Genomic DNA, 11,377 nt, shown 5'->3' with positions numbered 1-11,377 from the left:
ATATGAAGAATTTTATTATATCGTTATTAACAGTATTATTGGTGTTTGCCACTAGTTGCAACGAAATGGACCAATATCCGCATAATGCCGTATCCAGTGATAACCTCACCGAGGAGGATGCTCAATTACTGCTTACCGGACTCTACTTTTATATACAAAACAAACCAACAGTCAATGGTTATCTTACACAAGACATTGTCGGCGGAGATCTTGTCCGCGGCGGAGCGACAGGACTGAAAGATCCGGTATTATTGGTAAAAGACCTGGTTACCCCTGAAAGCGGTTTCGTCAGCGGACCGTGGGATGGATTTTATACTGCTCTCTACCAAGTAAATTCACTGATTGTCGCAGTTGACAAATTAGCAGCCAGCCAGTCACGAAACGAGATACTGGGAGTAGCCAGTTTCTTCCGTGGTCTGATTTATTATCACCTGGTTACCCGCTATGGAGAAGTTCCCATTCTCGAAGCTCCTTTCTCGGGAGACATCGCAGCATCTACCGAAACAGAAGGATGGAGTTTTGTAGAAAAGAATTTTCAGGTAGCAATAGATTATGCTCCTACTTTTTCCGACAAGTATTACGTCTCAAAACAAGCGGCAAAGGCTTTAATGGCAAGAACCAAACTTGCACAAGGCAAAATGACTGAAGCTGCCAAACTTGCTGAAGAAGTGATAGGTGATGCCAATTTCTCACTTGCCGACTTCGACCAGATCTTCCGTGGAAAAGCAAACCGAGAAGAAATATTCTCATTTGTCAATCTGCTCAATGAATCAAGCGTAAACTTGAGTGCTTCCCTCTATTCACGTGCTTCTGCCAATGGAGGTAGCTATACATATGCGCCGACGACAAAAGTGATGAATATGTTCGAACCGGATGATAAACGAACCGCCATATCAATTGATATGCAGGAAACAAATGAAGTCATTAATAAATATCCCGGTGGAGAGGTGACTACCGATCCGATCATTATTACCCGTTTGGGGGAAATGTACCTGATCAGTGCTGAAGCACAAGGACTTTCCAAAGGGCTTACCCGTTTGAATGAGCTTCGGAACTTTCGTGGTCTTCCTTCTGTACACCCTGCCACTGAAGAAGACTTCATAGATGCAATTCTCAATGAGAGACATACGGAACTACTGGCAGAAGGTTTCCGTTGGTTCGACCTTGTCCGCCTCAACCGCCTGGAAAGTGATCTCGGCTTTGAGCGCAAGTATAACAAATTACCTATTCCTGCCAAAGAAAGGTCTCTCAATAAACTTTTAAATCAAAATTCATATTGGGCTAACTAAAACAATGAAAATGATGAACTTATTAAAATACATGCAGATTCTGTCATTTGTATTACCAGTGGCTTTCTTAAGTTGCTCAAACGATACAATTGAAGACGTACATTATACCCCGCAAACAAAAATCGGTCAAAAACTATTAGCGGGTAGTGAAACAGTGGCACGTGTATATACCGATACCAGCTTTGTTGTTGCATTGGGAGTTACGGAAACAGATGTCCATTTTCAAAAGGCAGACAGCCGCTCTACTCATATATTTATAATCGACATTGATTTGAATGAACCAGGGGTTTCATTAGAAGTAGGTATGCCGTATGATGCGGATGTACGCAACAACTTCCAGCGGCAGACACTAACAGAAATGGCAGATTACGCCGACCGTCCGTGGCACCGGGTAGCTGCCATGATTAATGCTGATTTTTGGGATGTCAGTACAATGGATATCAGGGGGCCCATTCATCGCAATGGAGTGATCTTAAAAAACTCATTCATCTTTAAAGAAACACTTCCCCAACAAGCTTTGAGTTTTATCGCGCTGACGAAAGACAACAAAATGGTAATTGCCGACTCTGTGGAGTATCGTGGTATGCAGTACAACCTCAAAGAAGTGACCGGGAGCGGAGTTATCGTGCTACGGGATGGAGAAATATCCGGCGCGACTTATCCAGGTATCGATCCGCGTACTTGTCTTGGATATTCAGATGATGGTCATGTCTACTTCATGGTGGCTGACGGACGTGTAGAGTTCTACTCATACGGACTTACTTATCCGGAAATGGGTTCAATAATGAAAGCATTAGGATGCTCATGGGCTGTGAACCTGGATGGTGGCGGTTCTACCCAAATGCTTATACGACATCCGATAGCGGATATATTCCAAATACGGAACCGGCCTTCTGATGGACAGGAGCGACCTGTCGTAAATACGTGGATGGTAACAGTCAATGAACCTTAAAAAGCAGAAAGTATGAAGAACTCAATATTTATTTTATCTATCCTATTTTGTTGCAACTTGTTCTGTGGATGTTCGGAATCGGACGAATCCGATTCCCGACAATTTCCTCCGAAACTCATTTCCATTATTCCGAAAGCTGGATCGACAGGAGGTACCGCAATTATTTCAGGAGTTCATTTTTCTGAAACAGCAATTGATAATGAGGTATTTATTAACGGAGTACAAGCGGAAATTATCGATGCAACCCAGAATCGTTTAGTGATTGCTCTTCCCAATAATCCGGAAGGTACTTATTCAATCAAAGTTAGTGTGAAAGGGGAAGTTGTAGAAGGACTCAAATTTACTTATGCAACACCTCAAGCTCCACCTGAACTTGCTGTATTACAGGTTATGCCCTCCTCTGCCTATGCAGGAGATTTAGTGACACTGATCGGTCAGTGTTTCAGCACAGTGGTATCAGAAAATCAGGTGACAATCAACGGAGTGACTGCTGAAGTTAAAGAGGCGACTTCCAGCCAACTCAAAATTATCATTCCCGACACCGAGGAAGGCAGTTACCCTATCCGTGTGAGAATTGGTACTAAAGAAGCTGAAAGCCCCCTGTTTACTTACCTTCACACAGTGACATTAACGACCTCTTCTCTAACCCCCGCACGTGGAAAAGCCGGAGAGGAAGTGGTGATTTCAGGAGAAGGATTTGGAACAACGGTCGAAGAGAACATGGTTTCCATAAACGGAAAGCAGGCAACCGTAAAAGTTGTAACCGCAACAACGCTAACCATTATTGCTCCGGAGAATCCTTCCGGTACCTATCCAGTCAAAGTTACTGTCGCAGATAAAACGGTAGAGAATCTAAGTTTCACCTACGAAGATTTATCTTACACAGTTGCAACAGTAGCAGGTAACTCCGCAACTACCTCTACTGACGGTAAGGGAACGGCTGCCTCTTTCAAATTCCCGCAGGGACTAGCTCTCGCACCCAATGGTGACATATGGATTGCCGAAAGAGGAAATAACGTCATCAGAAAAATGGATCAGGAATATAATGTTTCAACTGTTGCCAAAAGTGGCACCGTTACATTTAATGCTCCCTGGCAAGGTGGTTTCGATCTCTCGGGCATATATTATGTAGCCAATAAAGCTTTAAATAATATTATTAAGATTACACAGGAAGGCACTTGCTCTGTGTTCTCCACCGAAACAACCTTTAAAAGTCCGATGAGCGTCACTTTTGATAGTAATGGTAATATGTATATCGCGGACCGCGATAATAAGGCAGTAAAGAAAATAACATCCGGCGGTACTGTAACTAACTACGATATGTCTTCACTCAAAGCCGGTCCCAATTGTATGGCGGTAGATAAGAAGGGAAGAATCTTTGTAGGTACCGGCGGTACTTATCAGCTGCATATGTTCGATACGGACGGTACACTAAAAACTGTATTCGGAACTGGCGTAGTACCCACTGCTGCGACTTATTCTGATGGTGAACAGAACGACCTGTCAAAAGCAACCATGGGGGCAACATTCGGCATTGCATTCGGCCCGGATGAGGTACTTTATATCACCGATTATACAATGCATACCATACGTACGCTAACACCGGATGCAGAAGGCGACTATACGAAAGGAACATTAAAAACAATAGCCGGTATTCCGGGAACGAAAGGTAAAATTGATGGTTCTGCCCTGACAGCTACATTCAATTGCCCTGCAAGCGTACTGGTTTCGGATAAAGTATATATCGCTGATGAGCAAAACCATTTGATTCGTACCATAACAGTAAATAAATAAAAGACTATGAGAAAGATATACATACTACTGCTCGCCTGCCCACTCTTATCATTGTTTGTAGCCTGCAATGATAATGACTACAAAGCGTCAGTGACAGAGCTTAGGCTGGTCCTCGTGAAACCCACCAATGTTTATTCCGGTGAAATAGCTACAATACTGGGACGTAATTTCAGCACGGTGCCGGAAGAAAATGCTGTTTTCATCAACGACCAACAAGCAACCGTTATAGAAGCATTCAAGGACGAACTGAAAATAATATTACCTGAAATGGCTCCGGGAAAATATTCCATCCGCGTCAAATCCCCCTCGGGTGAATTGACAGGCCTCGAGCTCAATTATCTGAAAACACCGGATCAGGAATATATCGTTCAAACAATCGTTGGACAGAAGGGAGTATTCGAAATGACAGACGGAGTCGGTACGGAAGCCACAACCAAGCTTCCCACTGGTATCGCTTTTGCTCCGGATGGCAGTTTATGGTTTACAGAACGAGGATACAACTATATACGACGTATCTCTCCGGACTTCCTGGTCACTTCACTCCTCGATGTGGCAGTAGACGGTAGCAGTGCTATCTGGCAAGGTGGATTCGATTCGAAAGGAAACTATTATTTCATCGACAAAGGAAAAGGAATGTTACGGAAAATAGAAACCGGCAGTATGTCTGTTTCAACCATAGCATCCGAAATGAAGAGTCCAATGAATGTTACATTCGATGATGAAGATAACATATATGTATCGGCACGCGACAATAAGGCGATTTATAAATTCACACCTTCAGGTACAAAAACAACTTTCGCCACTCTTAACGTATCTCCCAACTATATTGTGTTCGACAAAAACAAGAATATGATTGTTGGTACTTCTAATGGGTATGTGTTGATTCAAATCAGTCCAGATGGCACGCAAAAAACAATTGCAGGAGACGGAGTAAAAGGACAAGAGTATTATGACGGAGAACCCGGTAATCCGCTTAGTGCAAAAGTGGGTGCTACTTTCGGGGTAGCTGCCGGTTCAGATGGATGCCTGTATCTTTCGGATAACACGTACAACTGCATCCGCAAACTAACTCCTGACGCAAATGGAGACTACTCGAAAGGAACGCTGGAAACCATCGCTGGTTCTGGGAAAGCAGGTTTCTCCGACGGAAAAGGACTGAAGGCTACCTTCAACCAACCGTATGAAATCATAATTACGGAGGACTGCAAAACAATGTATGTGGCAGGCGCCGTCAATTACCTGATTCGCCGCATTACTGTCAAATAATAGCGAGCACCCGGGGCGATGCCCCGGGTGACTTTTACCATCATTAATGAATTCTATTAAGTTATGACGAAAAAACTTTTTTTCTTACTACCTATTCTGCTAACCGCATTTTCCATCAGCGCACAAACAAGGACTGATAAACTTTTGAAAAATCTACATGATAATGAATCGAAGTATATCTTTGTTATCGCTCATAGAGGAGACTGGCGCAATGCGCCGGAAAACTCCCTGCAAAGTATCGAAAAAGCAATTGCAATGAAAGTTGATATGATAGAACTTGACATACAACCGACTAAAGATGGCAACTTTATTTGTATGCACGACGAAACTCTCGACCGTACTTCTACGGGAAAGGGACCGATAAAAGATTATACGACCGAGGAACTGAAAAAGTTCGTCCTACGCAGCGGCAACGGAATCAAGACCCGCCAACCAATCCCCACACTGAAAGAAGCATTAAATGTCTGTAAAGGCCGTATTCTTGTCAATATAGACAAAGGAGGTACTTACATAAAAGAAATTATGCCTATCATCCAGGAATGTGGAATGGAGAAACAGGTCATCATCAAAGGATACTATCCTGTAGAGAAAGTGAAAAAAGAGTATGGCTCCAATGAAAGCATGCTTTATATGCCTATCGTTAATTTATGGGATAAAGAAGCAGTTGCCACTATACAAACTTTTATCAAAAACTTTACCCCAATTGCTTACGAATTATGCTTCAAAGATGATGCAAATCCGAATCTAAAAATAATAGATGAAATCGCTAAATCAGGTAGTCGGATATGGATGAATACTTTATGGGATAGTCTATGTGGCGGACATGATGATGAAAATGCTCTATTGGAAAGTAAAGATAAACATTGGGGCTGGATGTTAAAGCATAAAGCAACAATGATACAAACAGACCGTCCACAAGAACTTATTCATTATTTGGAGGAAAAAGGATTGAGAGATTTGGAATGATCTTCTCTATAAGTCATTCGAAACATCTTATTAAAGAAGTAGTGGGCTTCTTGTTTTCAGGAACAACTTAACACATTTGCAAAAGAAAAAAGGTCAATTCACCCCCATGAATTGACCTTTATTTCTTCTTATTTCTTTCCGTTATTCGTCTCTAAACTTAATTTTCAGAATCTTGCTGATAGCAGGTTTATACTTCTTTAGCATCCGGTCGAATCCCAAATCGTTCGGATGAGTTCCGTCGATGGTTCCCTCGTGATCTGTTCCCAAGAAACGGTCTTCTTTAATGAAATACAGGTTCTTTACGCCTTTTTTACGCAGTACTTCTACTTGCTCGGCGATAGCCTCATTCTGTTGCTTTACATTCTCACGGGCTTTCTGATTAAAGTTTCCCGTTTCGCGTATCAATGTCTGTATGATAATAATAGGTGTATCCGGATGTTTCTCCCGCAAGGTCATTACAAAGCCTACAGCCCGTTCGGTAATCTCTTTTGGAGAAGGATTGGGAATACAATCCAAGATAAAAGCGTCTGCATCAATATTCGCTAACATCCCGGCAACTTCTTTCTCCATTTTTCCATTACCACTCAATCCCAAATTAATGAAATTATATCCACTGCTACGGGATAAGCGGGCCGGATAGGCCATACCCGGACGGCTGGCAGAAGCTCCCTGCAAAATGCTGGATCCGTAGACTACTATTTTCTTTTTGAACGGATTTTCTCCTTTATATATGTGAGCATCAGAAGAGACGCCTATCTCCAGACTCTTCAACTCATCGTATAAGGGCAGATACAACAAACATTCTTTCTCTTCGGTTCCCATATTATCGACAATCACTCTTTCCGTAGTCACGCCACCCGGCATCCCTACTCCGGCAAATTGCCATTTCCCATCCCGTTTGATATACAAATCCAAGCCTTTTTGGGCTATTCTGGTCAAGTTTGGCAGTTGGTAATTGTCAGGAACAGTCCATTTAGCTTTTATCACCGGACTGTTCGTTGTGAAGGAAATAGCCAAACCTGCAGAGTTGGTGAATAGCTTCTTTACTGCGGGAGGCATCGTACAATACTTTGCTGTATCTACCCGATGGAAATATTCACCTTCGGTAGTCGCTTTTCCTACCAATAAAAGCTCTTGGGCGGGCACATAGGTAAAATTGTTCTTCTGCTGCCCGAATGTTGTAAGGGGAAACATTATCAGACCCAGGCAAATCCAGAAATTTCGTGTTAAGTTTCTCATGGTCAGTTTAATATTAACAGTTTATTAATTGTCAGTATATCGCAGCAGTATCAAAAAGCTACTTATAAATCAGCGTTGATAAATACTCTTCTGCAAACATTTCATTGGCAACCTCCAGTAGTTGCTCTGCCGTTAACTCTTCAATACGCTTAAAAACAAGCTCGGATGATTCATATTTATGATAATGAAGGTATGTTTTCGCCATTCCCAATGCATTATTCTCAAAGTTATCAGATGCCACTCCGATTTGTCCGATCAACTGCTTTTTCGCTGCTGCCAATTGGGAGGAAGTCATTTTCACATCACGCATCCGCTTCAGTTCCTTATAGGTCAGTTTCAAACAGGTATCCATGTCATCCACATCCGTCCCGAAATAAATACAGAAAGCCCCTGTATCCGTGTAAGAGGTCAGATTGGATTCGACATTATAAACCAGTCCTCTACGCTCACGAAGGGATACATTGAGTTTGCTATTCATTCCGGGACCTCCGAGGACATTGTTCAATAAATAGAGAGCCGTGCGTTTGTCGTCATACGCATTATAGCCACGGCTACCCATCATTACATGTGCCTGGTGTGTGTCTCTAGAAACCGTCAAATGTTCCGGCATATAAAGAGGCGGAGGTGTGCGACGATTCTCTACTCTTACATCAGGAATATCCGAAAGGTATTTTTCTACCAAGCGGATGATTTTCTTGAAATCATATTGTCCCTGAACAAAAAACACCATATTCCCCGGTTGGTAAAACCGGCGGGTAAACGATAGAACATCCTCTGTGCGAAAACTCCGCAGCAGTTCCGGTTTACCAAGAATGTTTCTTCCCAATGGATGATTGCGGAAGATCATATCTTCAAAATCATCGAAGATCAGTTCCGACGGAGTATCTTCATACGACTGGATTTCATCGATAATGACCTCCGTTTCTTTTTCTATTTCATGCTGCGGAAAAGTTGAATGAAATACAATATCCCCCAACAGTTCAAGCGCCCGTTCCAGATGTTCTTTCAGGAAAGCGGCATAGACCACCGTTTCTTCCTTATTAGTGTAAGCATTCAGGTCGCCCCCCACATTCTCCATCCGGTTGAGGATATGCCAGGCTTTCCGCTTCTCCGTTCCCTTAAAAATCAGGTGTTCTACAAAATGGGCCATTCCCTGCTCATTCTCCGCCTCATCGCGCGTTCCGGCATCGATCGCAAAACCACAATAAGCTACTTTTGAGAGGGTCGGTTCATGGATAATACGTAAGCCATTTGGCAATGTATATTCGTTGCAATGCATTGTTTTCTACTTCCTTATTGAATTAATGCCGCAAAAATACAATAAAACTTATTGCTGTTTATAGAAAATTGCAGATATTTGTGGACTATAACAGCAACAACGTATATGGAAAAGATAGGAATATTCTGTTCCGCTTCCGAAAACATTGACAAAGTGTACTTCGAAAGTGCCCGCCAAATAGGAGAATGGATGGGGCAGAAAGGCAAAACCTTGATATATGGAGGTGCCAGCCTCGGACTGATGGAATGTATCGCCCGCGCCGTGAAAGAAAACGGCGGCAAGGTCATCGGAGTTGTTCCCGCCAAACTGGAGGAGAACGGCAAAGTAAGCACTCTGTTAGACGAAGAAATTCACACCCGCAATTTGAGTGACCGCAAAGATATCATAACGGAGAAGTCGGAGGTGCTAGTCGCACTACCCGGAGGCGTTGGTACGCTCGATGAGATCTTCCATGTAATAGCCGCTGCTTCTATCGGTTATCACCGGAAAAAGGTCATCTTCTACAATGAATATGGTTTCTATGACGAACTATTGAAAGCACTCCACACGTTGGAGGATAAAGGTTTTGCACGGCAACCATTCTCAACCTATTACGAAGTAGCAAACACATTGAACGAATTAAAAGAAAAAATAAACTGATTATATGATAGACTCCATCAAACAACTTTTGCAACAGGAAGCACAAGCTGTGCTCAACATCCCAATAACAGACGCTTATGAAAAAGCAGTAAAACTGATTGTAGAACAAATACATCAGAAAAAGGGAAAACTGGTAACTTCCGGTATGGGAAAAGCCGGACAGATTGCCATGAACATTGCTACAACTTTTTGTTCCACCGGTATTCCATCTGTCTTTCTGCATCCCAGCGAGGCGCAACACGGTGATTTGGGTATTTTACAAAAAAATGATTTACTCCTGTTGATCTCCAACTCGGGCAAGACACGGGAAATTGTGGAATTAACCCGTCTGGCTCATAATCTGGATCCGGATTTGAAGTTTATTGTTATTACTGGTAATCCGGACAGTCCGTTGGCAAAAGAGTCGGATGTTTGTCTTAGTACCGGTAAGCCGGCTGAAGTCTGTGTGTTAGGCATGACTCCTACTACCTCTACCACTGCCATGACAGTGATCGGAGATATATTGGTGGTACAAACCATGAAAGAAACCGGATTTACGATCGCCGAATATTCAAAACGCCATCATGGTGGTTATCTGGGAGAAAAATCAAGATCACTATGCGAAAAGTAATCGGTATCGGAGAGACAATCCTCGATATCATCTTTCGAGGTGACCAGCCTTCCGCAGCCGTACCGGGAGGCTCTGTATTCAATGGCATCGTCTCATTGGGACGAATGGGAGTAAACGTCGGTTTCATCAGTGAAACCGGAAATGACCGTGTAGGCAATATTATCCTGCAGTTTATGCGTGAGAATAATATTCCAACCGATCATGTCAACGTATTCCCGGACGGTAAATCACCAGTATCTCTGGCTTTTCTCAACGAGCAAAGCGATGCAGAATATATATTTTACAAGAACTATCCCAAGCAACGTCTAGACGTCCTATTCCCTAAATTAGAGGAAGATGACATTGTGATGGTGGGGTCGTATTATGCACTGAATCCGGTACTGCGGGAAAAGATTCTCGAATTACTCGATCAGGCACGGGAAAAGAAAGCCATCATCTATTACGACCCGAATTTCCGCTCTTCTCATAAGAACGAAGCCATCAAACTGGCTCCAACCATTATTGAGAATCTTGAATATGCGGATATTGTACGCGGTTCATTGGAGGATTTCCTCTATATGTACAACATACAGGACGTAGACAAGATATACAAGGATAAAATCAAATTCTATTGCCCACGATTCATCTGTACTGCAGGTGGAGAAAAAGTAGCGTTGCGCACCAATCTGGTCAACAAAGATTATCCGGTAGAACCGTTACAGGCAGTCAGCACCATTGGGGCCGGCGACAATTTTAATGCAGGACTCATTTATGGATTACTCAAATATGATGTTCGATACCGCGACCTAAATAACTTGAATGAAGATATATGGGATAAAATAATCCAATGTGGAAAAGACTTCGCAGCCGAGGTTTGCGGAAGTTTCAGTAATTCAGTATCCGTGGAGTTTGCTAAGAAATACAGGTAAAATTTACCATAATGCACAAAAGGACACAGAGCTTTATATCATTCGCTCAACAACTATATAGGAGTATACAAACGTATCTGAAAAGAGGAATCGGACTCTTTATGGAAGACATAGAACAGTTGCGCAGCATTTTATTAACAGATAATTGATTGTTGATAAAGGATAAATATGGCTCAGTTGTAATTCTTGGGGATTTGATTCAGTGCAATCACATCCTTAAAATTTAATTCAATTCTATATTGGAATGAATGAGATTTTGTTTTCAATTACTGATTTGCATAAGTATAACATGAACTTTGGATTCATAAGTTTCACCCGTTTCACCTTATAACTGAAACATCGATGAATAAGGAGATAGCGGGTGAAAGCGTAGGAAAAAAACAGGTGAAGGCTTCCATTATCGCTTTCACCTTTTGAATTTATTTATACCGATTG

The 11,377-nt window shown here is 42.4% G+C and carries 10 protein-coding genes; 8 read left to right on the top strand and 2 right to left on the bottom strand.

The genetic code is table 11. The annotated features are described in order from the left end of the window. Positions 1-2: 2 nt before the first annotated feature. The 5 genes from HMPREF0106_RS03425 (at position 3) to HMPREF0106_RS03435 (ending at position 6,267) form a co-directional block, all read left to right on the top strand. Positions 3-1,289 carry a RagB/SusD family nutrient uptake outer membrane protein gene (locus HMPREF0106_RS03425; protein ID WP_004313820.1) on the top strand — a complete coding sequence of 429 codons (1,287 nt, stop codon included), beginning with the start codon at positions 3-5 and terminating at the stop codon, positions 1,287-1,289. A gap of 10 nt (positions 1,290-1,299) precedes the next feature. Continuing rightward, positions 1,300-2,241, top strand: coding sequence for a phosphodiester glycosidase family protein (locus HMPREF0106_RS03430; RefSeq protein ID WP_225473428.1), 942 nt, complete (start codon positions 1,300-1,302; stop codon positions 2,239-2,241). A 12-nt stretch (positions 2,242-2,253) separates the two neighbouring features. After that, on the top strand, positions 2,254-4,035 hold the full coding sequence (locus tag HMPREF0106_RS0125190) for an IPT/TIG domain-containing protein (protein ID WP_004313818.1): 1,782 nt from the start codon (positions 2,254-2,256) through the stop codon (positions 4,033-4,035). Positions 4,036-4,041: 6 nt separating this feature from the next. After that, positions 4,042-5,301 (top strand): IPT/TIG domain-containing protein, encoded by a 1,260-nt coding sequence (locus tag HMPREF0106_RS0125185; protein ID WP_004313817.1) that lies wholly within the window; start codon positions 4,042-4,044, stop codon positions 5,299-5,301. Between the two features lie 63 nt (positions 5,302-5,364). Continuing rightward, positions 5,365-6,267, top strand: a complete 903-nt coding sequence (locus HMPREF0106_RS03435; RefSeq protein ID WP_009040955.1) for a glycerophosphodiester phosphodiesterase family protein — start codon at positions 5,365-5,367, stop codon at positions 6,265-6,267. A gap of 141 nt (positions 6,268-6,408) precedes the next feature. On the opposite strand, the gene HMPREF0106_RS03440 is transcribed toward HMPREF0106_RS03435, so the two are convergent. Continuing rightward, positions 6,409-7,506 (bottom strand): SGNH/GDSL hydrolase family protein, encoded by a 1,098-nt coding sequence (locus HMPREF0106_RS03440; protein ID WP_032851617.1) that lies wholly within the window; start codon positions 7,504-7,506, stop codon positions 6,409-6,411. Positions 7,507-7,564: 58 nt separating this feature from the next. Continuing rightward, the gene (locus HMPREF0106_RS03445) at positions 7,565-8,785 is read right to left on the bottom strand and encodes a M16 family metallopeptidase (RefSeq protein ID WP_009040953.1); all 1,221 of its coding nucleotides are present in this window, start codon (positions 8,783-8,785) and stop codon (positions 7,565-7,567) included. Positions 8,786-8,890: 105 nt separating this feature from the next. Between HMPREF0106_RS03445 and HMPREF0106_RS03450 the strand changes: the two genes are divergently transcribed. The 3 genes from HMPREF0106_RS03450 to HMPREF0106_RS03460 are packed head-to-tail and all read left to right on the top strand — an operon-like array spanning position 8,891 to position 10,942. Further along, positions 8,891-9,424: a TIGR00730 family Rossman fold protein gene (locus HMPREF0106_RS03450; RefSeq protein ID WP_004313813.1), complete on the top strand. Its 534-nt coding sequence runs from the start codon at positions 8,891-8,893 to the stop codon at positions 9,422-9,424. 4 nt (positions 9,425-9,428) lie between these two features. Then, positions 9,429-10,034: an SIS domain-containing protein gene (locus HMPREF0106_RS03455; protein WP_004313812.1), complete on the top strand. Its 606-nt coding sequence runs from the start codon at positions 9,429-9,431 to the stop codon at positions 10,032-10,034. Further along, positions 10,022-10,942, top strand: coding sequence for a carbohydrate kinase family protein (locus HMPREF0106_RS03460; protein ID WP_009040952.1), 921 nt, complete (start codon positions 10,022-10,024; stop codon positions 10,940-10,942). Before HMPREF0106_RS03455 ends, HMPREF0106_RS03460 begins: the two co-directional genes overlap by 13 nt. Positions 10,943-11,377: the final 435 nt, after the last annotated feature.

Origin of the sequence: Bacteroides sp. D22, from assembly GCF_000163675.1 — a bacterium.
Lineage (GTDB): Bacteria > Bacteroidota > Bacteroidia > Bacteroidales > Bacteroidaceae > Bacteroides > Bacteroides xylanisolvens.
Note: the sequence above shows the minus strand (reverse complement) of the source record. Positions and strands in the feature narration are given on the sequence as shown.

What these genes read in the sequence shown, in the direction of transcription:
- HMPREF0106_RS03425 (WP_004313820.1), top strand. Translation starts at nt 3, where the DNA reads ATGAAGAATTTTATTATATCGTTATTAACAGTATTATTGGTGTTTGCC.
- HMPREF0106_RS03430 (WP_225473428.1), top strand. Translation starts at nt 1,300, where the DNA reads ATGATGAACTTATTAAAATACATGCAGATTCTGTCATTTGTATTACCA.
- HMPREF0106_RS0125190 (WP_004313818.1), top strand. Translation starts at nt 2,254, where the DNA reads ATGAAGAACTCAATATTTATTTTATCTATCCTATTTTGTTGCAACTTG.
- HMPREF0106_RS0125185 (WP_004313817.1), top strand. Translation starts at nt 4,042, where the DNA reads ATGAGAAAGATATACATACTACTGCTCGCCTGCCCACTCTTATCATTG.
- HMPREF0106_RS03435 (WP_009040955.1), top strand. Translation starts at nt 5,365, where the DNA reads ATGACGAAAAAACTTTTTTTCTTACTACCTATTCTGCTAACCGCATTT.
- HMPREF0106_RS03440 (WP_032851617.1), bottom strand. Translation starts at nt 7,506, where the DNA reads ATGAGAAACTTAACACGAAATTTCTGGATTTGCCTGGGTCTGATAATG.
- HMPREF0106_RS03445 (WP_009040953.1), bottom strand. Translation starts at nt 8,785, where the DNA reads ATGCATTGCAACGAATATACATTGCCAAATGGCTTACGTATTATCCAT.
- HMPREF0106_RS03450 (WP_004313813.1), top strand. Translation starts at nt 8,891, where the DNA reads ATGGAAAAGATAGGAATATTCTGTTCCGCTTCCGAAAACATTGACAAA.
- HMPREF0106_RS03455 (WP_004313812.1), top strand. Translation starts at nt 9,429, where the DNA reads ATGATAGACTCCATCAAACAACTTTTGCAACAGGAAGCACAAGCTGTG.
- HMPREF0106_RS03460 (WP_009040952.1), top strand. Translation starts at nt 10,022, where the DNA reads ATGCGAAAAGTAATCGGTATCGGAGAGACAATCCTCGATATCATCTTT.